Origin of the sequence: Nocardiopsis sp. NPDC058631 (genome assembly GCF_042716955.1) — a bacterium.
Taxonomy (GTDB): Bacteria; Actinomycetota; Actinomycetes; order Streptosporangiales; family Streptosporangiaceae; genus Nocardiopsis.
Window position 1 is genome coordinate 23,566 of record NZ_JBHXQY010000010.1, and the last position, 22,752, is coordinate 46,317.

The 22,752-nt window shown below is 68.3% G+C and carries 19 protein-coding genes, 1 tRNA gene and 1 pseudogene; 9 read left to right on the plus strand and 12 right to left on the minus strand.

Annotation, left to right across the window (positions count from 1 at the left end):
- Nucleotides 1-81: 81 nt before the first annotated feature.
- Nucleotides 82-1,488: a YcaO-like family protein gene (locus ACFWTE_RS05775; RefSeq protein ID WP_378778171.1), complete on the plus strand. Its 1,407-nt coding sequence runs from the start codon at nt 82-84 to the stop codon at nt 1,486-1,488.
- 220 nt (nt 1,489-1,708) lie between these two features.
- Here ACFWTE_RS05775 and ACFWTE_RS05780 read toward each other — a convergent pair whose 3' ends face one another.
- The 3 genes from ACFWTE_RS05780 to ACFWTE_RS05790 are packed head-to-tail and all read right to left on the minus strand — an operon-like array spanning nt 1,709 to nt 5,558.
- The gene (locus tag ACFWTE_RS05780; protein WP_378778172.1) at nt 1,709-3,688 is read right to left on the minus strand and encodes a hypothetical protein; all 1,980 of its coding nucleotides are present in this window, start codon (nt 3,686-3,688) and stop codon (nt 1,709-1,711) included.
- The gene (locus ACFWTE_RS05785) at nt 3,685-4,833 is read right to left on the minus strand and encodes a purine phosphorylase (RefSeq protein ID WP_378778173.1); all 1,149 of its coding nucleotides are present in this window, start codon (nt 4,831-4,833) and stop codon (nt 3,685-3,687) included. Before ACFWTE_RS05785 ends, ACFWTE_RS05780 begins: the two co-directional genes overlap by 4 nt.
- Nucleotides 4,830-5,558 carry an NUDIX domain-containing protein gene (locus ACFWTE_RS05790; RefSeq protein WP_378778174.1) on the minus strand — a complete coding sequence of 243 codons (729 nt, stop codon included), beginning with the start codon at nt 5,556-5,558 and terminating at the stop codon, nt 4,830-4,832. The genes ACFWTE_RS05785 and ACFWTE_RS05790 overlap by 4 nt, the downstream gene beginning before the upstream one ends.
- Nucleotides 5,559-5,905: 347 nt before the next feature.
- Between ACFWTE_RS05790 and ACFWTE_RS05795 the strand changes: the two genes are divergently transcribed.
- Nucleotides 5,906-7,198, plus strand: coding sequence for a Fic family protein (locus tag ACFWTE_RS05795; protein WP_378778175.1), 1,293 nt, complete (start codon nt 5,906-5,908; stop codon nt 7,196-7,198).
- A 148-nt stretch (nt 7,199-7,346) separates the two neighbouring features.
- Here ACFWTE_RS05795 and ACFWTE_RS05800 read toward each other — a convergent pair whose 3' ends face one another.
- Together ACFWTE_RS05800 and ACFWTE_RS05805 are read right to left on the minus strand one after the other, a co-directional pair.
- Nucleotides 7,347-7,796 carry a hypothetical protein gene (locus tag ACFWTE_RS05800; protein WP_378778176.1) on the minus strand — a complete coding sequence of 150 codons (450 nt, stop codon included), beginning with the start codon at nt 7,794-7,796 and terminating at the stop codon, nt 7,347-7,349.
- Between the two features lie 173 nt (nt 7,797-7,969).
- Nucleotides 7,970-8,425, minus strand: coding sequence for a hypothetical protein (locus ACFWTE_RS05805; protein ID WP_378778177.1), 456 nt, complete (start codon nt 8,423-8,425; stop codon nt 7,970-7,972).
- 92 nt (nt 8,426-8,517) lie between these two features.
- On the opposite strand from ACFWTE_RS05805, the pseudogene ACFWTE_RS05810 reads away from it, so the two are divergent.
- From ACFWTE_RS05810 to ACFWTE_RS05835, 6 genes and pseudogenes are all read left to right on the plus strand, one after another.
- A pseudogene (locus ACFWTE_RS05810) lies at nt 8,518-8,668 on the plus strand (glutamate--tRNA ligase); the annotation flags it as partial.
- Nucleotides 8,669-9,440: 772 nt separating this feature from the next.
- On the plus strand, nt 9,441-10,619 hold the full coding sequence (locus ACFWTE_RS05815) for an iron-containing redox enzyme family protein (protein ID WP_378778178.1): 1,179 nt from the start codon (nt 9,441-9,443) through the stop codon (nt 10,617-10,619).
- Nucleotides 10,616-10,948, plus strand: coding sequence for a Rieske 2Fe-2S domain-containing protein (locus tag ACFWTE_RS05820; RefSeq protein ID WP_378778179.1), 333 nt, complete (start codon nt 10,616-10,618; stop codon nt 10,946-10,948). Before ACFWTE_RS05815 ends, ACFWTE_RS05820 begins: the two co-directional genes overlap by 4 nt.
- A gap of 10 nt (nt 10,949-10,958) precedes the next feature.
- Nucleotides 10,959-12,017, plus strand: coding sequence for a 50S ribosomal protein L11 methyltransferase (locus tag ACFWTE_RS05825; protein WP_378778180.1), 1,059 nt, complete (start codon nt 10,959-10,961; stop codon nt 12,015-12,017).
- Nucleotides 12,018-12,029: 12 nt separating this feature from the next.
- The gene (locus tag ACFWTE_RS05830) at nt 12,030-13,316 is read left to right on the plus strand and encodes an APC family permease (RefSeq protein WP_378778181.1); all 1,287 of its coding nucleotides are present in this window, start codon (nt 12,030-12,032) and stop codon (nt 13,314-13,316) included.
- 1,522 nt (nt 13,317-14,838) lie between these two features.
- Nucleotides 14,839-15,999: a S1 family peptidase gene (locus tag ACFWTE_RS05835; protein ID WP_378778182.1), complete on the plus strand. Its 1,161-nt coding sequence runs from the start codon at nt 14,839-14,841 to the stop codon at nt 15,997-15,999.
- A 140-nt stretch (nt 16,000-16,139) separates the two neighbouring features.
- Here ACFWTE_RS05835 and ACFWTE_RS05840 read toward each other — a convergent pair whose 3' ends face one another.
- Complete coding sequence (locus ACFWTE_RS05840; RefSeq protein WP_378778221.1) at nt 16,140-16,571, minus strand: hypothetical protein; 432 nt, start codon at nt 16,569-16,571, stop codon at nt 16,140-16,142.
- Between ACFWTE_RS05840 and ACFWTE_RS05845 the strand changes: the two genes are divergently transcribed.
- Nucleotides 16,515-16,736 (plus strand): hypothetical protein, encoded by a 222-nt coding sequence (locus ACFWTE_RS05845; RefSeq protein WP_378778224.1) that lies wholly within the window; start codon nt 16,515-16,517, stop codon nt 16,734-16,736. The two genes, ACFWTE_RS05840 and ACFWTE_RS05845, sit on opposite strands and share 57 nt — an antisense overlap.
- Before the next feature lie 305 nt (nt 16,737-17,041).
- Here ACFWTE_RS05845 and ACFWTE_RS05850 read toward each other — a convergent pair whose 3' ends face one another.
- The 6 genes from ACFWTE_RS05850 to ACFWTE_RS05875 form a co-directional block, all read right to left on the minus strand.
- On the minus strand, nt 17,042-17,929 hold the full coding sequence (locus ACFWTE_RS05850) for a nucleotidyl transferase AbiEii/AbiGii toxin family protein (protein ID WP_378778183.1): 888 nt from the start codon (nt 17,927-17,929) through the stop codon (nt 17,042-17,044).
- Nucleotides 17,926-18,498 carry a type IV toxin-antitoxin system AbiEi family antitoxin domain-containing protein gene (locus ACFWTE_RS05855; RefSeq protein WP_378778184.1) on the minus strand — a complete coding sequence of 191 codons (573 nt, stop codon included), beginning with the start codon at nt 18,496-18,498 and terminating at the stop codon, nt 17,926-17,928. Before ACFWTE_RS05855 ends, ACFWTE_RS05850 begins: the two co-directional genes overlap by 4 nt.
- 380 nt (nt 18,499-18,878) lie before the next feature.
- Nucleotides 18,879-18,954: transfer RNA gene (locus tag ACFWTE_RS05860), tRNA-His, on the minus strand.
- Nucleotides 18,955-19,021: 67 nt separating this feature from the next.
- Nucleotides 19,022-19,672 carry an oligoribonuclease gene (gene orn / locus ACFWTE_RS05865; RefSeq protein ID WP_378778185.1) on the minus strand — a complete coding sequence of 217 codons (651 nt, stop codon included), beginning with the start codon at nt 19,670-19,672 and terminating at the stop codon, nt 19,022-19,024.
- A gap of 83 nt (nt 19,673-19,755) precedes the next feature.
- Nucleotides 19,756-21,759 (minus strand): hypothetical protein, encoded by a 2,004-nt coding sequence (locus tag ACFWTE_RS05870; protein WP_378778186.1) that lies wholly within the window; start codon nt 21,757-21,759, stop codon nt 19,756-19,758.
- Between the two features lie 86 nt (nt 21,760-21,845).
- A complete protein-coding gene (locus ACFWTE_RS05875; RefSeq protein ID WP_378778187.1) occupies nt 21,846-22,511 on the minus strand; it encodes a hypothetical protein in 666 nt (221 codons plus the stop codon).
- Nucleotides 22,512-22,752: the final 241 nt, after the last annotated feature.

Below are 22,752 nucleotides of genomic sequence, written 5' to 3' on the forward strand. Positions count from 1 at the left end.
ATCTCTCATGATGTCCTCCCCCATCGACCCCACCGAGGACATCGCTCCCGCCGTCGAGGAACTCGATGAGGAAAGCGCGGAGTGACTGTGGCCCGACCCGCATGGGTTCGCTCGGAAGGGGAGCGGGGCGCTACGCGCCCGCTCCCCGAACCGGGTGCCCGATGGGCTGGGACGCTTGAGCGCGAACTGACCCTGGAGGAGGCCGAGAGCCGGATCCGGGCGGACATCGCCGCTCTGGGCTGGGCGTCGCGGTACAGGGTCCTGGACGACGCCGACCCGACCGCGGTCCAGTGCGCTCTGTGGGACGAGGCCGGCGATGAGGTTCCCTACGGCCTGGGCGCCGGGAAAGGGCTGGGCCTGCCCGCCCGTGTGGGCGCGCAGTTCGAAGCGGTGGAGCACGCGTTCACCGGCCCCAAGGCCCTCGACTCGCTACCGGTGCGAGCCATCGGCGCCTCGACGCTGTCCGGGGGTCCGTTCGCCTCCGACCGGGCGGTCCGCGACATCGCCGCGCAGGACGGTGCCCGGGTGGCGTGCGTGCGCTACCAGTCGCTCGACGGCGGTCCGGACCTCGACGTCCCGGTGTACCTCTGGGCTCCCTGGTACACGTCGCCGACCCCGGAGGGCTCGGCGCTCCGTCGCGGACTGGGCGACACGTCGGACTACAGTTCGGCGCTGGCCTACAGCGTCAACTCCGGCTGCGCCATCGGAGCCACGGAGGACGAGGCGCTCCTGCACGCCCTCAACGAGTGGGTGGAGCGCGACGCGTTCTCCCTCTTCCTCCTGCGGTCGGTCTACGACCGCGGCCCCATGCCGTCGCAGGTGTCCCGAGCTGACCTGCCCGGTACTCTGCGCGCCCACCTGGACCGGGCCGAGGAACTGGTCGGCGGGACGGTGACGCTCCTGGACCTGACCAGCGACCTCTCGGTACCCGTCGTGGTGGCCTATTCGCACACCCGGTCCGGCTCGGGACCGGGTGCGAAGCACCGCTACGGCCTCGGTGCGTCCCTGTGGGGCGCGCTCGCCGCCGAGCGCGCGCTCACGGAGTTCGTGCAGGACGAGTTGCTCTCCCGGGTGGTGTCGGAACAGGCGGCGTCCGACGAGCGGTCCGGGCCGTTCGCGCAGCTCATAGCCGACCACGACATCGAAGCGGACGTGTACGCCCGGCTCCGCGCACACCCGCGCCTGTTGTCCTGCGCACTGCTGGACTTCGCCGGGCGGTTGCGCGAGTCGCCGCGGGGGCCTCTGCCGGCGGAGACCCTCGCCCGGGGAGCGTCGGTGTCCGATCAGCGCGCCGCCGTGGTGGAGCGGATCGGGGCCGCCGGACACCGCGTCGTGGCCCACCCGCTCCAGGTGCTGGAGCACGGAACGACCGTCGTGCAGGTGCAGTGCCCGGGTCTCGAACGGTTCCACCTCGTCACCGAGGGGCACGTCGCCCTGCCGGGTGCCCGCGGCCGTCGTGAGCGGGCCCGCACGCCCGCACGCCCGTGAACCCCTGCTGACCGTACGCGGGCCCGGTTCGCGCAGGGCCGCCGTCCCGCCTTTCGCGGCTCCTCCGCAGGTTTCGGGCTCTGCCCCTGTGCACTCGCCAGATGAACCCCTCGGCCGTTGTGGTGCACCCTCGCGGGTGCACCACAGCGGTTATCCGTTCGGAGACGGACATGGTGAGGACCCAGCCCATCCGGGAACGCCGAGTCTTCCGGTCTGGACTTCAGGCGGCAGCGGACGGATCGGACGAATCGGCGGAGGGAGGATCTCCCGCACGCCCGAACCACGGTTTGCCCTCGGCCGCGATGCCTTCGAGGACGCGGAGCGTGTGGGAGAACCCGGCGGTGTCGAGGTTGATATCAGGCGCGTCGGTCTGCGACTCCTCGTCCAGCACCGCATCGCGGTTGGGGGCCTCGGACACCACGATGCTCTCCGACGGTCCGTTGTTCAGGGTGATGTTCAGGGTGTAGCGACGCGTGCTCGCTATCTCCACGTGCACCGACGAGACCGCGTCGAACCGGTAGTTCTTCCGCGACCTGGTCCGCCACCGGGACCGCGCGAAATCGAGGACGGCCGTGGCCTCCCGGACACCTTCCTCGGTGACCAGGAAGACCCTGATCTCGTACCTCGAATAGCGCCAAGGGCCCTTGCGCACATGGGCTGACTTACAGGGCCGTTTCGGGGTCGGCAGAAAGGCGTGGGCGACGACCTCGTGCCAGGCCAGACGGTGGTTCCTCAGAGTCTCGTCGAGGATCAGCGTCTTGTCCGCGCCCAGCCAGGCTTCCATCTCCTCCTCACGGGGGCGCAGGGCATCGAGCTTGTTCTTCCACCGCTCGTACTCCGTCTCGCGGGCGGCCTTGACGGCTTCGTACTCCTGGGACTCCTCGGCGAAACGTCGTCGTTCACTGTGGATCTTCAGCCACAGGGGGACCGCGAACCTGGCCGCGGCGGCGGTGAGCACGAGACAGCCCGCAGTGGAGACCGGCGCCTGCTGGAACGCGGTGACCACGACCATCGCCGTCGCTGCGGCCGTGGCCAGGCACAGGGCCGCACAGCGGACCTTGACCGCCGAGTCCACGCGGTGGACCTCGTACGGTTCCACGGGCTGCCCTGCGAGCAGGCGCTGCCGCACGTCCCGCACCAGGAACCGGATCAGCCACTTGACCTGATCGGCTTCGATCCTGGTCTCCCGGTAGATCCGGACGACCTCGTCGCGCAGGGAGCGGCGCACGCCCCTCGTCCTCTGCAACCAGGCGTTCCTGTCCAGCGGGTCGGGGGCGTACTTGGCGAAGTAGTGCTCGAACTCTCGCTCCACCTGATCGGCGAAACCGCCTTTGGGCGGAGACGAGGGGGACCGCCCGTGCCCGTACGCGCGCTCCAGGATGAGCCTGCGCCGGTACGTGTGATGCCAGTCGGCGACATGCCACCCCGCTGCCGGCCCGAAGGTCAGCACGGCGAGGCAGGCGAGCAGCGCCGTCAGGCTTCCCTCCGACAGGGCGGAGCCGGTCACGACCGCGACGGGGGCCAGGGACGCGGCCGCCAGGAGCAGCCCGACGAAGATCTCCCTACCGCCGGTCGACCGCGGTTCCGGGAGCTCGGCCCGCAGACCCGCGGGCTCGGCTTCGAAGTAGGCCCAGACGCGGTCCACGCGTTCGTTGGAGAACCGCTCCTTCTCGGCGTTCTTCTTGACCCGGTGCCACACGCGCTGCTTCATACCGCCGGTGAGGACCAGGTCGAGGTGGCGCAGGACCAGGTCGCGCTGCACGGCCGGCAGGTCGTCCAGCCCGGCCGCCGCGGCCTCGGCGTCCCCGCCGGAGCCGTCCACACAGGACAGCAGGGCCGAGACGGCGCCCAGGCCCCGCCGCCAGGCATCGCGGCCCGTCGGCGTCCCGCGAGCCGACAGTTCCCGCAGGACCACACGGTCCTCCTTCGCGAGGTCGCGGTAGGAGCGCTTGCTGAGGATGGCCAGGGCTCGGTGGAAGTGGAGCTCCGGCCCACTGAATCCACGGGCACGGGCCTGCTCCAGGTGTTCCCTCGCCTTGCTCGGGACGCCGTCGGCGAGGTAGCGGCAGCCGACGTTGAAGTCCTGTTCGGGCGGGTCGTCGGGGTTCACAACGTAGATGGTCGAGTCGTGCATCTGCCCGACCTGGGCTCCGACGAAGGAACCGGACTCGGCGGTGTTGAAGGTGTCGGATCCGTTCACGACAGCCCCCTCACCGCGCTGATCAGCGCCCCGACCTTCGCGGCCAGGGACGCCAGATCGCCGATGAGGCCGCGCAGGCGTTTGAGGGCCAGGACCGAGGTCTTCCGGCTCTCAGCAGTCCCCTCCTCGATGCCCTTGCTCGCGATGTCGATCTCCTCGGAGGCGGCCTCGTGGGTCTCGGTGTCGATGCGCCCTGCGGAACGCTCCCGTGACAGTTCCTCTCGCAGCGCCGAGAGTCGCGCCGACAGATCGACGGGGGCTTGCCCGGTGGAGGTCGAAGACACGTGGAAGGTGCTGCCGCTGACGTGTCCGGCCTGGACGCCGACGCTGCCGTGAGCGGTGTTGGTGACGTTGCCGGTGTCCCGGGGCGCGTTGTCGCTACGCATCGTGGAGGGCTCCTCTTGTCGCACGAGTTCTTGGGCGAGGTCCAGGGCGAAGGCAGCGGCGTTCGCGGCGGCGATCGGTTGCCAGGTCCGGTCCGCCTCGGTGGTCTTCTCCCCGTCGGCGTGGTCGCTGATTCCGCGCACGATCGCCACCGGTGTCGAGCTCAGGTGCCCCGCCTGGGCGATTCCCGCACCTTCCATCTCGATGGCCAGGGCGTCGTTGAAGGTCTGCCTGATCCACTCGGCCTCGCGGGAGACACTGGATTTCTGCACGATCTCCCCAGCGGCGATGGGGCCGAAGTGCACCCGTGGCCGGGCCCGTTGCGCGGGAGCGTGCCGGGTCCACGTGCCGAGCCTGGCCAGGTGCGCGGCCGTCTGGCTGATCCCGTGCGGTGACTCCCACGCACGGGGCCGGGCCTTGAGGCCGTCGTCCTCACTGGTCCCTCCGTGGTAGGCGTACACGTGTGTCGCCACGACCACGTCGCCGCGCGGTGTGCCCCACAGCGCTCCGGCCACACCGACGAAGAGCAGCGCGGCGGGCGAGAATTCCTGGATGGCCCTTTCCGTCAGGACGGCGGACGATTGGTTGCCCTTGCCGGTCAGACCGAGGACGACGCGCCCATGGCCGCCGGGCAGTGAGCCGAACTCGAACCGGGTGCCTCGGGGGTGCAGGTACAGCTCGGGGGAGGTGAGGCGCTCGCGTACGGCTTCGTATTCCAGGTTCAGGGCGGTCAGGACCACCACAAGGTCGTCGCTCGTCATTCCGTCTCACTCTGGGTTGTGGGGAGGGGACGCATCATCGGGGGGCGCAGCAGGTGCTCGGGACCGGCTCGGAAAAGGCGGGCGGGGCGACCCTTGGTGGTGCGACGGTCCGGCCCGACCGCGGTGAGGAAACCGGGTACCGCCTGGACCTTGCGGTAGAAGTTGCGCGGGTCGAGCTCGAACCCCCACACCGCCTCGTACACGCGTTGCAGATCGGTGAGGGTGAAGGTCTCGTCGCAGAACGCAGTGGCCAGCGATGTGTGTTCGATCTTCGTGCGAGCCCGCTCCAGCCCGTCGCCGAGAATCTGCCGGTGGTCGAAGGCCAGGGTTCTTCGACCCGAGGTGAACTCCTCGACGGGGCACCAGGAGGCCGCCGAGGCGTCGGTGCCCGCTTCCGGTTCCGGCAGCCCTGGCGCGATGGCGAGGTGGGCGACGGAGACGACGCGTCCACGCGTGTCCCTGCCGGGGCGTCCGTAGGCGCCCAGCTGCTCCAGGTGCAGTGATGTCGCGTCGAGGTCGGCTTCCTCCCGGAGTTCCCTCCGGGCCGCGTCGACGATGTCCTCGCCCACGTCCGAGATGAACCCTCCAGGAAGGGCCCAGTGCCCCTTGTAGGGCTCGATGCCCCTCTCGATCACCAGGACGTGAAGGGTCGATGACCGCAGCGTCAGGATCACCAGGTCGACCGTCAGCATGACGGAGGGTGGTTGCCACGTTTCGTTCGGCATGCGGCGAGCCTAGCTTCTTGTCAGTTAAACAATAAGCGATTTTCAAAAGTTGGTGCCTACGGTCGCTCTTTGGCTGTTGTGCCGAGGAGTAGACCATGGGGCCGATGTTTCTGATGGTTTCCAAGTGACCACTGGGACTCTGCTGGAAGGCTTGAGCCTGGTGGTGGGATGGACGGTCGCCCGGTTGCACTACAGGGGCCAACCCTTGGAGTGTCGGCCCCGCGGGCCTGTGACGAATCCGCGGCGGGGCCGATGCGGTCAGGAGAATCCTTGAACGAATCACCCATCCATCAAAGCTTCACCTATTATCCTTTGATGGATGGTGGTTCGATGAAAGGAAACCGCTGATGGCCACATGGGAAGAGGCGCACTGGGAGTCCAGTGTCGGCTCCGGGGTGCCGCGCTCCGCACGGCTCTCAGGGACCTACCAGCGCTACGTCCCCGACGGAATCGACGGCCTCGCCCTGGCGGTCGACGGCGACCTCTCACGAAGCGTCAACACGGTCGAGCGCAGCATCCGTGCTCTCAACGGCCCGAACGCGGAGAACCTGGCCGGCATCGCCCGCTTCCTCCTGCGCTCGGAGGCCATCGCGAGTTCGCGGATCGAGGGCATCGCACCGTCGGCACAGCAGGTCGCACTCGCCGAACTCGGCCAGTCAGAAGCCGTTCGCGGGGTCAGTGAACAGGCCCGACTCGTGGCCAACAACATGACGGTCGTTGCCCGATCGACGACCGAACTCGTCGAGGCGGACCCGTTGACGGTGGACCATATCGTCGAACTCCACCGGTCACTGCTTCCCGACCAGCCTCACCACCACGGGCTGCGCACGGCGCAGAACTGGATCGGCGGCTCGACCTGGAACCCCGTCGAAGCCGACTTCGTCCCCCCCGATCCCGACCGGGTTCGCGCGCTGATGATCGATCTCGTCGACTACATGAACGGTGCGGCACACGCCTCGTTGATCCAAGCCGCCATCGTCCACGCCCAGTTCGAGACGATCCACCCGTTCACCGACGGCAACGGGCGCGTGGGTCGCGCCCTCATCCACACGGTCCTGGCCCGCCGCGGGCTGACCGAGGACGCAGTCCTTCCGGTCAGTCTCGTGCTCGCCACCCTGCGGGACCGCTACGTCGACGGGCTCGGAGCCTATCGACACGACGCGCCCACGGGGAGCACGCAGGCGAGCGCATCGGTCAACGCGTGGCTGGAGACCTTCGTCCAGGCCTGCGCCATCGCGGTCGAGCAGTCGGTGGAGCTCATGGGGCAGGTAAACGAGCTTCGCACTTCGTGGAACGAACAGCTGTCCGCTCACCGGGAGTCCCTCGGACGGCGTGCCGCCCCCCGTGCGGACTCGGCCGTGGCGCGCCTGCTGGGGCGGCTGCCCGAGGCTCCGGTGGTCACGGCGACGACCCTGTCGAGGATCCTCGGTGTCTCGTTCCCGGCGGCGAGTGCGGCCCTGGACGAACTGCGCCAGGCAGGGATCCTCCAGACCAAGTCGATCGAACGGGGTGCGACCGCCTACCTGGCCCGTGATGTGCTCGACCTGATCACCATGGCGGAGCGCACCCTGGCGAGCACGAGGTTCGACACCCGGGCCTCCACCCCGAACCGCCCGGTGCCGGCGCGCCCCCGAGGCTGAGCGGGGGCGGTCGCTCCGGGGCGTGTGGCCGGATCCCGGCGGGCCTCCACCACCACCTGAAAAGTTACAGCGGGAGGACCAAGTTCACGCATACTGCGACCAACGGGAAGGATGAAAGCACACTTCGTACACACGGGCCGTCGGTTCCCTAATAATCCCCGGTCCCGCAGCCGACGTAGTCGGCGATGCTCGCCACGTACTCTTCCCGGGTGTCGAAGGCTCCCCAGTAGGAATCAAGGTAGAGGTCCGAGAACTCGTACCCCTTCACGGGTTCGCCGCACCAGTCCACCTGGTTCGCCTCAAGTACATGCCTCATCGCCTGGAGAACTTCGCTCTCCCCCGGCCCGGAACCGCCCCCGGTATTCCATTCGCCCTGATCAACCACCACGTGATAGTCCTCGTCGGTTTCGACGAGGACACCGGAGTCCAGGAGCACCTCCATGCCATCGAACGGTTCGAGGCCCCTGGCTTCCTCGACCTCTCTCCGCTCCTCGTAGTAGTCCCTGATGTTCTCCATGACGGATCCGTCCTCGTCCCTGGCGAACATCTCCTGGATGACATGGGCGTCAATGGTGATATTCACCCATATCTCCGTCACCCGCTCACTCGACACAGGGGGGGAAGGAGAGTCACTACCGGTCGGTGAACTCTCGGGGGAAACACAGGCGGAAACAAGCACAAGAACAGAAGCGGAAACGGCGGCCAGTGCCAGTGGAGCCCTTTTCACGGGTGATCAACCTTCATTTCGAAACCAGTAGCAGAACCCGTCTGTCAGGAACTCGGCACGTCCGCCGGGACTCCTTCGTGGAGCCCGTCGATGTTGTCCTTGGTGTAGCGCATCTGATCCTGGATGGGGTTGTAGTAGTCACCGGAGTACTCGGTGAAGTTCGACGAGAAGTCGGTCCCGGAGTGGGTCTTCCCCGGGGTCCAGTCGACCTCCCTGGAGTCCAGGTACCGGTTCAACACCTCCTGAACCTCGGAAGAGGCCCGGGCGTCCTCCCCCGGCTCACCGTCGAAGTCGATGTAGTACTCTCCGTCACGCTCGCCGAGCAGTCCCGCGCTCTCCAGAACCTCCCGCGGAGCGGCACCTCCCGCTCCGTCGATCCTGATGTCCCCGTCGATAACCGGGAGTTCACCGCTGCCGCGCTCGATCACTTCGGAGAGAACCCTCGCACTCGTGTAGAAGTCGACGTCGATCGCCGTGGTCCTGCTGTCCTCGTGAGACATGACGCTTGCTCCGTCGAGGGGGCATACCTACGCCTTTGAGGACCGTGCTCCTGAGCCTCGACGAGGGTGGGGGAGCGCTCCTCCTTGTAGAAGCGCAGAGCCGGGGGGCGGTGCTCAGCGAGATCGTGCCCAACGTCGACCTCCTGCTTCCTGGATGCTCCGGTCTTCGACGAGAAGAGCTGGGCCGAGGCGATGAAGCCCTGGATCGGCGCGGAGATGTCGAACGCTGCGATCGCTGTCTGGCCAGCAGGGGTTCCCGTTCCATCCGTCGATCGCCGCTGATGCTCGGGATGCGGAGGTTCGATGTCGGGTCCTGGCCAGTGAGTGCACCCGGGTGCACTCCCGCCCGCGGGTGAGTGACGGAACGTGAACTGCGTGGTCGGCAAGGGTCATGACCTGCAAGGACGAGAGAGTTCGCAGTTCGCGGCGAAGTCGACCATCCGGTCGTGCCGCGGTGGCGGCCGTTCCATTACCACAGATGGGTGCGTACACGCTCTCTGGAGCGACCCAGTGGGGTGTTCCATGGACGTTCGTCCTGAGGTGTTCACGCGAACTTTGAGAGTGACAGGTCTGCCCTGAACAGCACGAACGCCATTCCTTGCCAAAGTCGAAAACGGTCTTTGTGTACTCTGTCCCAGAAAGTGGCCACATCCGGACATTCGAGATTATCGACTTGGAATTCAACCAATGGTATAAAACTCTGGTAATGAAGAGCTGATGCGGGTTTCGCAATATCGGCCGACGGGTGAATGTGGCGAATTCCTGGATCTTCGAAGTATGAAGTATGTTGCACTCGGTTTCAAGTCGACTGCTCCCTGTAATGGATCCCCTGGAGGGACGCGCCAACATGTCCATTCGCCACGAATCTGCTTTTGGTAGGCCGCTTACTGAGGTCATCAGTACGTTCGCGGAAGGATCGAGCTACCGGCCGAGCAAGAAACCCCTCATCGCTGCGACCCCTTATCATCGGCCACTCGATTCCCAGAGGCTCGGAGCGATCTCCTGGTCAGCTCCCTTGGTCGAGGAGGACTGGGTCTGCGATCCGGGCCTGATGGCCAACCGGTTGCTGATGAACTTCTATGAGAGTGGTTCTCTTTTCCTGCCCTCGGACGGCCTTGCCAGGCAGCAGGCCGCATTCGAGGACTTCTACCGCACCGAAGCCGCCCAAGCCGCCGAGCTCGCGCGCCCAGAGGTGGAACGGTTCGTCTTCGGTTTCCTGGATTCTGCCGTCCGGGTCACTGGCCAGTGGGACACCGACGCACTGGAGGCCCACGTCACCGCAGCGATCAAGGAGACCACTTCCGCCGACCGCCCGGTCCTGCGCGCGATCGAGGAATCGCCCGATCCGAAGCGCGCAGCGGAGACGATGATCGCTCAGATGGCGCTGGATGGTCTCACCGAGGCCACAGCCATGTCGCAGAACCTCGGAGGGGCGTTCGGCGCGGAGCAGAGCGAGCTGTTCAAGATCTTCATCGACGAGTTCGGCTACGGGGTCTTCGACGCCAAGCACAGCACCCTCTTCGCCGAGCTCGCCCGCAGCGTCGGCATGAACGACCAGCCACACCACTACTGGTACTTCTACCTGCCGTCGTGGATCGCCGGGAACAACTACTTCTACAAGGTCACCCGGTCCCGGACCGACTTCTTCCGCTACATCGGCGGTATGGCGTTCCTGGAAGCCACGTTCGCTCCGTCGTTCGCGGCGATGACCAAGACCTTCCGTTCGGTCTACGGCGACGCGGTGGACACCCGCTACTTCGACGAGCACGCCCACATCGACGAGCACCACGGCCGGATGGCGGTCTACGACCTTCTGCTCCCCCTCGGCCGTAAGCACGGTGCGTACGCCATTCAGGAGATGGTCCGGGGCATCGAAGAGGTGCGTCTGCTGGGCCGGATCGGCGATGAGGACCTCCTCGCGCAGATCGCCTGGCGGCCCGAGGCCATCGACGCGGCCGGGACGGGCGGCGAACCCCTGGAGCCCGGAGGAGCATTCGAGACCCGTGTCGCCGACCGTGACACGGTCATCGCCGTCGTGGAGGGGGAAGCCGAACTGCACTGGAGTCCGACCGGAGCACCTCTGAGGTTCGGCTCCGGGCAGAGTGTGCGGGTACCGCGCGGGCGACTGTACGGAGTGGTACCCGGCGAGGGATCCGCCGTCACGCTGTCCGAAGCCGCGGAAGGGACTCGATGAGCACCCGCCTGCGTGTGCGGTTCGGCCCCCAGGACAACACCGTCCGGGTGGGCGACGAACTCTACTTCCGCATCGAGCGTGACACCGGGCCCAGTGTCATCCGCAGCCGCTGCCCTCATCGCGGCGGCCCGCTCCATCTGGGGTCGGTCCGGGACGAAGGGGGCGTCGAGCGGTTGCACTGCCCCTGGCATGGCAACCAGTTCCTGCTCTCACGGCTCTGCGCCAGAGGAGTCCCCGCCGTACAGGTCGGCGACGAACTCCTCGCCTACCCCTCCGCAGCCCCCGGCGCCTCCGCTGTCCCCGCCCGCCAGCTCGTCTTCGCGAAATGAGACCAGGCCGATGAAGGATCGACTCCCTTCCCCTCCCACGGCACAAACCGCCCCCGACCCCCAGACACGGATTCTGGTCAAGCACGCCGAGAACGCGATACGGCGGCACGACCACGTGGCCGCGATCGACTTGCTCTCCCTGGTCGGGCACGAGGGCAACGGGACATCTGACCGGTTGTACAACCGCGCGATCCGCGCGATCGTCCCTCGCTGGCACTTCTCCATGCTCAACGACCAGGGACGGAACACCGCGTACCGGGACGCGATCCATGCTCAGGTCCACTCCGGTGACCTGGTTCTCGACATCGGTACCGGCTCGGGGCTGCTCGCTCTGCTGGCCGCTCAGGCCGGCGCTGAGCACGTGGTCTCCTGCGAGGCGGATCCGATGATCGCGGCCACGGCCCGCAAGATCATCGCCGACGCCGGCCTGGCCGACCGCGTCACAGTGGTCGATGCGATGTCCACCGACCTACGGGTCGGCGCGGACCTGCCCCGGAGAGCCGACGTGCTGGTCTCGGAGGTCTTCGACTGCGGGCTGCTGGGGGAGGGTGCCTTGTCCACCTTCGCCCACGCCCGCGAGGCCCTGCTCACGGACAACGCCGTCCTCATTCCCGGCAGCGCACGAGTGTGGGGCCAACTGGTGGACAGCCCTGAACTGTACGAGCGCAACCACGTCGGCCAGGCGTGTGGCTTCGACGTCTCACACTTCAACCGCTTCCGCTCCCTGGAGTACTTCTCCACCTACCTGGACACCTACGCACACCGTCCGCTGACCGCACCGTTTCCTCTCATGGACTTCGATTTCCACAGCGGAGACGGCGACACAGCGGTCGCTGTCGCTCCGACCGCTACCGACAGCGGCCGAAGCCACGCCATCGCCTTGTGGTTCGAGCTGGACCTGGGCGCAGGGGCCGTCCTGTCGAACGGACCGCATGTCCAGGGCACCCACTGGCGCCAGGCTGTGCAGACCTTCGACCAGCCCATCGCCACAGCGGCCGGAGAGGGCATCCCACTGCTCGCGGAGCACGACGGCGAGCGCATCCTCATCCGCCAGCGACACAGTGACTAGAAGGTGCCGTCCATGACTGCCACCGATGCCCACACCTCCGGAGAACTACACAAGACGCTGAGCGTGACGCGAGGCATAGGTGTCGCGGTGAGCATGGTGGTGGGCAGCGGCCTGCTGGTGCTGCCCGGCCTGGCCTTCGCCAACTCCGGCGATGCCGCGTTATACGCCTGGATCGCCGCGGCCGTCGTCATGCTGCCGCTGCTGCTGGTCTTCTCCCGGCTCGGTGCGCGCTTCCCCAACGCGGGCGGAGTGATCGGGTTCCTGCGTGCCGGGTTCGGGCGTGCGGGGGCAGGACCGGTCGCCTACGTGCTGCTGGGGGCGACCGCTTTCGGTGGCGCCGCGATGGCGCTGACCGGCGCCAGCTACGCCGGGTCCCTGCTGGGATCCCCATCGTGGGTCCTGCCCGCGGCGCTGGTCTACCTGCTCATAGTCGCCGTGCTCAACTCACAGGGGGCACGACTGGCCGGCGGACTGCAGACCGTTGTGACGGCTGTGCTGGTTCTGCTCATCGCCCTGGTGGCCGTCATGCCGTTCGCGGTACCGGGATTCGAAGCCACTGGATCCATCACCCCCCCAACGGACCCGCTCACCGTCATTCCGGCGATCGGCCTGGTCTTCTTCGCGTTCACCGGATGGGAACTGGTGGCCTCCACCACGGAGGAATACAAGAACCCGCGCCGCGACCTGCCCATCGTCGTCGGTGTCTCGTTCGCCATCATGATCGTGCTCTACCTGGGCGTGGCCGCCGCGGTCCAGATCTCCCTCGACCCCGAGGACCCGGTGACCGCGAGCGCGCCCGTGGTGGCGGTCCTGAGCCGGGTCCTCGGCGACTCCGCCGGGCTCGCCGCCGCGCTGCTGGGCGTGCTCATCATCTTCGCCACTCTGATGGGCGGGACCTGGGCCACGTCCCGCATCGTCTTCGCCACGGCCAGGGAAGGCATGCTGCCCTCTGTCGCTGCGCGAGTGAACAAGACCAACGGCGCCCCTGTTCCGGCCATCTGGGTGTCGGTGCTGATGTTCGGCGGGGTGGTGGTGGCCTTCGGATTCGGTCTGCTCACTCTGGACCAGGTCTTCCGGCTGTCCAGTGTGAACTTCCTGATCGGCTACATCCTGTCCGCCCTCGCCTATGGTGCGGTCTTCCGTGCCTGGTGGCAGCGGATCCTCGCCCTGTGCGCGGCCCTGCCCGCCCTCGTCGTCCTCGTGGGCTTCGGCTGGCTGCTGCTCTTCCCCGCCCTCCTTCTGATAGCCGGGGGCGTCGCGCACCGTCTCACCGCACGTAAGGACCCGGTTGCCGGCTGACCAAGATCAACCATGGTTCGACCCTGTCCCCTCTCCTTTCGGGACGGGGTCGGCGCCGGACGGGGAGCGCCTCCGGTTCCCGGCGGCCGGGTGCACCCCCGGCAACGCAAAAGCCCCTGACCCTTGCGCGTTGCGCTGGTCAGGGGCTTGAGCCTGTGGGGTGAGTGACGGGAGTTGAACGCTGGTGGGGGAGTGGGATGAACTGCGGTGATGCGAGAAGGCGCGGGTTGCGGGGGAGGTGGGTGCTCGATTGTGCCGGGTCGCCCCGGGTGCCGCTGGGGGGGCGTGCACCCTGCGGGTGCACGCATTCGCTCTCCGTGGCGCACCTTCGCGGGTACACCGGAGATTCACGCCGGCGGAGCCACTCGATCCGAAATCGGTCGGGCTGGCCGCTCGCGTCGGTCTGTGGAAACCGTTTGTTGATACGGGCGGCTCTTTCCTCCTCTTCGCGGGGAAATAGCTTCGTGGCTGATTTTCGCCAAGTCGCAGATTCGGTCTGTTCATCGCGATGAAGTCCCAGGTCGCCTGGTCTGCTCCCCACACATGCGGGAATGGGCGACCGGTGTCTTCCTGGGCCGCTACGCCGTCAACTGCTCCCCACACATGCGGGAATGGACCCACCTCCGATGGCCACCTCCGGTGGTGGGTTTCGCCCCGGCTTGGTATCCGGGTGGTTCGAATCGACCGGGAGGGGTCGCAACAGCAGGAGAAGCCCCGCCAAGAAGAGCGTTCCGCTGAGCACCCACGCGCACCAGCAGGTAGGCGCCGAGCGCGGCGACCATCACCCGGGTGCCCTCGTCCCAGGCCCGGGCACGCAGGTCCGGGTAGGTCTGATCGGTCCACTTCCGTTGAGACCGAGGGTCGATTTCGGTCGCACGCCGGTCCGGGCGCTGGAAGTGCAACCCCCGAAGGGGCGGGAATCTGCGGGCGCCTCGGTCGGGGAAGGCGGTACCGAACAACCGTTGGGCCAAAGCGGTGACCTTGGCAGTAGTCCGCAGGGTGCCGACCGCCCTCGACTCCTGAGGGATGTAGTCCAAGAGCGCTTCGGCCGGGGCCTGTTCCTGGAGGGGGTGAGTTTGGTGCGCTCACCCGGTTTCCTGCCCGGCCCACCAGAGCGCAGTCCTTGGATCCCGTCTGTTCCTTGGCTGCGGCGCCGGTTGCGGATCGAGTCCGGGCCGACGGCGAAGATCCACACGGCTTCGGCCTGGGGCATGCCGTGGTCGATCGCGCCCCTCACTCGCATTCGGGATGCCCTCTGTCGGGTGGGTGAGAGCTGCGCATATCCATACGCCGGTCATCGTCATCGCTCATTCACCTGTAGCACCACAGGAACCAACAGACTCCAGCTCAATAAGGGGTCTTTCCATTGTCAAAATGTGCACTTATGGTGGAAAACCGTTTACCGGATGTCTCGGTGAACTTCGTGAATCGGACCAACTCCGAGCCATGAAAGGGACTTCCCGCACCCACCGGAGCGGAAGTTCCCCTCCCCCGCCAACCCCCCCTTTGGAGAATCAGGGATATGAGACCCTCCCCCGTCGTCTCCGCCATCGGCTCAGCAACCCTGGCCTTCGGCTTGGCACTGTCCACGGCCCCGGGAGCCCTCGCGGCCCTCGGCCCGGTACCCCAGAATCCCGTCGCCGACGACCACGCCACCGGCATGATGGATGCGCTCAAGCGCGACCTCGACCTGACCCAGGCCGAAGCCGAATCACTGCTGGAAGTCCAAGAAGCCGCCCTGGACACCGACGCCGAGGCGACCGAGGCCGCCGGCGACGCCTACGCCGGCTCCCTGTTCGACACCGACACAGACAAGCTCACCGTCCTGGTGACCGACACCGCGGCCGTCGACGCGGTCGAGGCCACCGGTGCCGAGGCCACCGTGGTCTCCTACGGCACCGAGGGCCTGGCCGAGGTCGTGGAGGACCTCAACGAGGCCTCCGCCCAGGAGGGCGTGCTGGGCTGGTACCCGGACGTGGCCGGCGACACGGTCGTGATCGAGGTCCTGGAGGGCTCCGGCGCCGACGTCGACGCCATGGTCGCCGAGGCCGGCGTGGAGGCCTCCGCCATCCAGGTCGTGGAGACCGACCAGGCTCCGCAGGTCTACGCCGACATCATCGGCGGCGTACCCTTCTATACCGGCCTCGGCCGCTGCTCGGTCGGGTTCGCCGCGACCAACAGCGCCGGACAGCCCGGTTTCGTGACCGCGGCTCACTGCGGCCGTGTCGGTACCCAGGTCACCGTCCCCCCCGACGGGGTGGGGGTCTTCCAGTACTCGACCTTCTCCGGTGGAGACATCGCTTTCGTCCGCGGTATTTCCAACTTCACCCTGCACAACCTGGTGTCGCGCTACAACTCCAGTGGCGCCCAGGCCGTGACCGGCGCCAGCCAGGCGCCCATCGGCTCGGCGGTGTGCCGCTCCGGCTCCACCACCGGCTGGCACTGCGGCACCATCCAGGCCCGTAACCAGACGGTGAGCTACCCGCAGGGCACCGTCTATGGGCTCACCCGCACCAACGTGTGCGCCGAGCCCGGTGACTCCGGCGGCCCCTTCGTCTCCGGTTCACAGGCCCAGGGCGTCACCTCCGGTGGCTCGGGTAACTGCTCCTCCGGCGGCACGACCTACTACGCGGAGCTCATGCCGATGGTGAACCTCTGGGGCGTGAGCATCTACACCGGCTGACAGGTTCCGCCCACGGTGTCCCCGGCCACGGGAAGGGGCGGGGACACCCGGCTTCGCGGAGCCGCCGTGCTCGAAGGACAGGGACGTGTCCTGCCACGGGGATGGGAGCCCTGGCGACGGTTGTGGGGGATCGGAAGCTGTCAATCTCTGTGAGACGTTCGCTGCGGGTTTTCCCAGCTCGGGAGCGGTCTCCTCCTTGCTGGCGGCCCGGGGCGCGTTGATATGGACCACCTTGGGCAACGCGGGCGGAACGGGCTTGGAACGGAACCGGTGCGGGTCCTCGCGTACGGCGGCCTCGCAGACGGTGAACAGCAGCGCGTGCAGGTTGTGGATGGACTTGGGCGAGAGGGGTTTGCGAAGCCATCCGGGTTCCTTCTTGCGGCTGGGGTTTGGGGGTGCGGTAGGAGGCTTTGGGGGCGGGGGCCGGTGCGTAGCTGGTTGACCCAGGCGCGGACGTCCTTGGGTTTGAGCTGGGTGACGTCCCGTAGGTCCACCTGTCCGAAGTGCGGGATCAGGTGCAGTTCGAGTTCGCGGTGGTAGTCGGCGCGGGTGCGTTCGGCGATGCCGGTCATGGAGTCGATGAGTTCGCGGGCGAAATCGGCGAACAGCACCGGTTCGGCTTCGGGTTCGTCCTCTTCCTCGACCTTGATCCACCGTGGTCGGGGACCCATCCCTCGGCCCAGCCCTGGCGGGGGATCCAGTTCTTGGGCCAGTGGTGGTCGGCGGCTTCGACGTGAAGACGGAAGGTGTGGGCGTCCGCGCGGGTGTCGAAGGGTTCGGACTGGGGTGCGCCGGTGCGTGTGCCGCCGAGCCGCCATTTGACCCAGTAGCGGATGCATCCGTCGGCCAGAGTGCGCTGGTTGATGGTTGCCATGGGTGGACCATCGCTTGGGTGGGGGCCGAAGCGAAGAGAATCCGCGAAGGTCCTCGAAGATCTTTGCGCAGGCCAGCATGGGTGACCGGTCCATCCGTCGATCGCCGCTGATGTCCAGGACGCGGTGTTTGATGCCGGTTCGTAGCCAGTCCGTGCACCCGGCTCTCGCTAGATGCCGGTGGTTGACGCCTTCGCGCTGGCGGTGTCCGGACCATGCGAGAACACGGGATCGATCACTTCCGCAACCTTCGCCATCTGGTCGTCGAGGCTGGCTTCGCTGATGTCTTCAAGGCCTTCTTTGCGCCGCCACGCCGCCCACTTGGCCTGGCCGACGGCGCCGTACTCCTCTATCACGGGTGAGATCGGTACGAGTTCGACTTTGCGGTAGCGGGCGACGGCTCGCGCGGACTCCAGCAGTTGCTCCTCGTCGATGTCGTGCCGCGCGGCCAACTGGACGATGTCGATGAAGTCGCGCCAGCGGGTGCTGGTGATGCCGCGTTCCAGGATCGTCACGCCCTTCTCGGCCACCGTGGTCTCGGGGGCGTAGCCGAGCATCTCGATCTCGTTCCCGAGGATGCGGGGTACTTTGACCGGCTTCGGCGACGGGACGATCGGGTCTCCGGTCGAGATGTCCCAGGCGACGACGGTCTTCTGTGAGCCGATGTGGGTGGTGACCCGCATGCGCAGACCCGGGTAGTCCGCCTGGTCGCGGATCTCCTGCACGCGCATCGTGTTGAGATCGAAGTCCAAGCCGTCGGAGGCTTGGACTGCGGCCACGTCACGGATGACCTGCGTGATGACCTCAGGTGTGACCGTGGTCCTGATCGCCTCCGCGTCGACGTCCTTGGTCGGACGACGAACCCCGTAGACGGCGAGAAGGATGCCGCCCTTCAAGACGAAGTCGTCCTTGTGCTCGGTCCGGGTCAGTCGGTCGAGGAAGGATTCGAGAGCGTGCCTGGTGAGGTACTCGGCGGTCGGTACGGGTCTGCCTTCTGCGGCCGAGGCCGCCCTCGCCTTCTTCTGGATCTGCCGGAACACCTCGTCGCCACTGGTCACGTGAGCATCTCCAGCGCGTGAAGGACCGGGCCCTTGGCCCGGGGAAGGCGGGTGGCGACCGACATGAGGTGCGCCGGCTTGCCGCCACGGCGGAGCCATTCGCGAAGGGCGTCTCTTCCCAGTTCGTATCCGAGGTCGCCTCGGAGTCGGAACGCGTCAGCGATGCTGCGCTCGGGCGAGTAGATGCCGATGTGCAGTTCCGACCCTGGGATGGGGATCTCGGAGCGGCCGAGGTCGAAGGTCTGCTTCGCGAGCACGTGCCACTTGATCGCGGCCTGGGTCGCAGGGATGCGGGTGCCGCGCGGGATCGCGATGTCCACGGCATCCGGGATGGAGTCGGTCAGGTCGTGGTAGGCCAGCGCGGAGGTGAGGCAGATCGTTGCCTCGGGTCGGCGGGTCGCTGCTTCGATCCAGTCCCAGTCCGCGGCCGGGGCGTCGGCGGAGCGGTAGATGCCTCGTGCGACGCGCTCGTAGGTTCCGTCGCGGGCGGCGCGGTACAGGGTGCTCTTGGACATGCCGAGGTCGGGCGTCTGCTTGGGTCGCAGGATCTCCAAGGCGCTCACCTCCATGATCCGTTTCGTGTACAGGTAACTTTATCTGTACACGTCTTGTTCCGCCAGTCAGGTGTCTGGCCTGGGGGCATGGACCCGCTTGGCTGCGGACGGAAACGGAGGGGATCGGCGGAGGCTCTCGACAATCTTTCCACAGGCCAGCGGGGGTGTCCGGTCGATCCGTTGATCGCCGCTGATGCCCGGGGTGCGGGGGTTCGGTGCCGTGCCGACGCGTGCCCGTGCACCCGGGTGCACCCCCGGTCGGGGAGTGAGTGACGGGATGGGCGGTGCACACTCACCGACCCGGCTTTCCGGCCCCGTGCACCCTCCGGTGCACCCCCGGCAACGCAAAAGCCCCCGACCCTTGCGCATCTGCGCTGGTCAGGGGCTTAAGCCTCTGGGGTGAGTGACGGGACTTGAACCCGCGACTTCTTGGACCACAACCAAGTGCTCTACCGGCTGAGCTACACCCACCACGTTCGCTCGGCCTCACGGCCTTGCGTACGTATGAAAGCTTAGCGGACTCCGGGGAGTGCTTCGATCAGTTTTCCGCCCCGTCGTCCCCGACGGCCCCGTCACGGGCCTTGAGTCCGTTGCCCCCGGTGATCACCTCGGCGGCGGCGGCGCGGGCCGCGGCCGAGCTGGGGCCGGGTTCGGCGACGAACGCGGTGGCGCGGAAGTAGCGCAGCTCACGGATGCTCTCGGTGATGTCGGCGAGCGCCCGGTGCCCGCCGTTCTTGTCCGGGCTCGCGTAGTACACGCGCGGGTACCAGCGGCGAAGCAGCTCCTTGATGGAGGACACGTCCACCATCCGGTAGTGGAGGAACTCGTCGATGCGCTTCATGTCGCGGGCCAGGAACGTGCGGTCCGTGGCGATCGAGTTGCCGCACAGCGGGGCCTTGCGGGGCTCGGTCACGTACTGCCGGATGTGCTCCAGGACCATGTCCTCGGCCTCGTGCAGGGTGACGCCCTTGTCCAGCTCCTCCAACAGGCCGGACGTGGTGTGCATGGTGCGGACGAAGTCGCCCATGCTGTCCAGTGCGGCCTGCGGCGGTTTGATCACGACGTCGACGCCCTCATCGAGGACGTTGAGCTCACCGTCGGTGATCAGGCAGGCCACCTCGATCAGCGCGTCGTTCTCGAAGTCGAGGCCTGTCATCTCGCAGTCGATCCACACCAAACTGTCATTCATACCGGTCAGCTTAGGGGTTGCGGGAAGTGCCGGGGATGGCGGAGGGGCGGCCGGGCCCCCGGCCCGACCGCCCCAGTGGCCGGTCAGTCCCAGACCCAGCTGTCGGAGATGCCGGAGGGCGCACCGACGCCGAAGAAGGCGTACATCCAGTCGTAGACGCCCCAGAACTGGAGGTAGCCCAGGGCGAGGACGACGAGCAGGATCAGGAGGAAGAAGAAGCAGCCGCAGCCGCAGCCGCGCTTTTTCTTCTTCCGCGGCGGCTGAGGGGGTTGCTGCGGGTACGGCTGGCCGCCGGGCGGCTGCCCACCCGGCCCCGGGCCCCACTGCGGCTGTTGGTGGCCACCGCGGGGGCCACCCATCGGCGGCTGCCCGCCGGGCGCTCCGGGGCCGCCCGCGCGGAAGCCGGCGCCCTGGGGGTAACCGGGCGGCGGTCCCTGAGGGGGTCGGTGCATCTGCTGCGGGGGCGGCATCGGGGGGCCCTGCTGGGGGTGGCCGCCCATGTTCGGGTGGCCCATCTGCTGGGGCGGGTACCCGGGCGGTGGGAAACCGCCCTGCTGGTGCGGCGGGGGCTGGCGGTAGCCGGGCTGCGGGCCCGACGGGGGGTGCTGCGGGCCGGAGCGCTGCGGCGGGTAAGCCCCCGGATACGGTCCGGAGGGCGCGGACGGCGGAACGGCGTGCCCCTGCTGCGGGCCGGAGAAGGGCGGGGCGCCCGGGTACTGCTGCGCGGGTGTCTGCGCCCCCGACGGTTGCTGTCCCCTGTCCTGCGGCCCGGACGCCTGCCGGCCGGGGACCTGGCCCTGGGCCTGCTCGTCCGGGGTCCGGGAGGGCCACGGCTGCGCGGGCTGCGGTTCGCCGGGCACGGCTGCACCGGCGCCCGGGGCCTGGCCCTGCGCCTGGCCGGGGGGCTGTCCCTGGGGGTTGCGGGCCTGCTCCTCGGCGAGGCGTTCGGCCTCCGCCGCGCGGCGCCCGGCCTCCTCCTGGAGTTCGGCCTCCTTGCGGACGCGCTCCTCCTCGCGCTGCTTGGCGGCCTCCTCCTCGGACTTGCGGCGCTGCTCCTTGCGTTCCTCGGAGAGGTCGGCCCAGCCCTCCTTGAGGCTGCCCAGGAACTTGTTGATCTTGCCGCCCTTGCCGTCCTCGGCCCCGTCGTCTGCGGCATTCCCGGCGTTCCCGGAGCCCGAGAACATGGGGTCATTGGGGTCGAACACGGCCGTTCCGGAGGGCTCCTGCGCGGACGGCGTGAAGACCGCTGTGCGGGGGGCGTCGGCGGAGGGGCTGAAAACGGGGGTGGGCGGTTGGGGGCGGATGTCGTCGTCGGTGAGGTTGGCCGTGGGGATCTCGTCGTCGCCGAAGTCCGCGGTGGGCGCCTCGTCCTGGTCCCGGCCGGGGAGGTCGCCGGGGTTCACGCGCATGGTGGCGCCGGCGTCGCTCAGGTCCGCGGTCGGCGTCTCGTCGTCATCGGGGCCGCGCACGTCCGCGGTGGGCGTCTCGTCCTCGGAGGGGCCCTGTGCCCAGGAGGGGTTGATGCGCACGGTGCCGTGGTCGTCGTCCGCCGGTGCGGGCGGGGGCGTGGGGGCCGTCGTCTCGGGGGAGGGCGCGGGGGCGGCGCTCCGGGCCCAGGACGGGCTGATGCGCATGGTGCTGGGTTCGTCGTCGATCGGCGCGGGGGTGGGGGGCGCCGGGGAGGGAGGGGTGGCGGGCGGCCGGGAGGAGTCCTGCGCCCACGAGGGGCTGATGCGCATGGTGCTGGGCTCGTCGTCCACCGGAGTGGGCGGTTCGGGGGTGCCATGCGCCCAGGACGGGCCGAGGCGCATGGTGCTGGGCTCGTCCTCGATCGGCGCGGCCGACGGCGCGGAGGAGCCCAGCCGTATGGTCCCGACCTCCTCCTCGGCAGGGGGAGCGGAGTCCCCGCGGTCGGAAGCGCCCAGGAACGCCGTGGCGGCCTCCTCGTTCTCCGGGACGCCGACACCGCCCTGGAGTTCGCTCAGTGAACGGGTATGCCGCGTCCACTCGTCGCCGTTCCACCATCTGAGCGTCTGCGCGTCGCCCTGCGGGTCCGCGTACCAACCCGGCTCGATAGATCCACCCATGGGCGACAGACTAAGGGGTGGCGGGGCGGTGATCGACCAGTGGTACCCGGTTCCCCGTGCTCACGGGAGCGTGGACCACAGGGCCATCACCTTTCGTGTTCACAGCGTGGCACAGGGTTGTGGTCGGGGTCGGTGCGGGGGCTCGGCAGGAGGACGGGTTCCGCGCCCCCGCCCGTGCGTGCGGGTCCCGCCGCTGCTGACAACAGGTACGCGGTGTCCAACCTCCCCGGCCCCTTCGCGGACGACCCCGGGACCTGGTCATGGCCGAAGTGGCCTCCCCTGGCCCACGCGCGGGCGGCCTCCTCCGGCTTGGGGTTGTCGGCCCCGGGCGGGCCGGCGGGCCACGCCCGGCGCACCCCCCAGGACTCCAGCCATGCCAGCAGCGGTTCCAGGCCGTGCATCGGGCCGTCCGTGAAGGGGGTCTCACGGAAGGCCACCACCGACACGACCAGGCACACACGGCCCTCGTGCCCGTGGTCGAGGTGCTGTCCGTACAGGTCGGTACTGCCCAGTTCCAGACGGCAGCGCCTGGTCGCCGCCAGGCTCTGGACGGTTCCACCGGTCAGGGGGTTCCAGACGAGGTGCGTCGCGCGCCCCTCGCCCACCAGCCGCCGCGCCTCCTCCTGCGCGGACCACGAACCGGGGTCGGAGCCGGTCACCGTCCACACGGCGCGCGGCGCACCCGCACCGGGGGGTGTTCGGGTGGCCCCGCCGTCGAGCCTCTCGGCACCGGGCATCCACGCCTTCACCATGGCACTCCCCCATCGGGTCGTCGTGTGGCCGGGCCCGACGCTGCGGGGAAGGCCCGGAAGACTCGGTTTGACCGACCGCGGGGCACGTCCCCTCCGCGAGGGGCCGGGCACCCGGGTAGCGGTTCCCGGCCCTTCCCTGGGTACGCCAACACGGGGGAGAAGTCCATATCCCCTTCTCTGTAGGACAGGGTCTTGTCACCCCCAGTCACGCCCGGGGCCCGACGCCGGAGGCGGCGCGGAC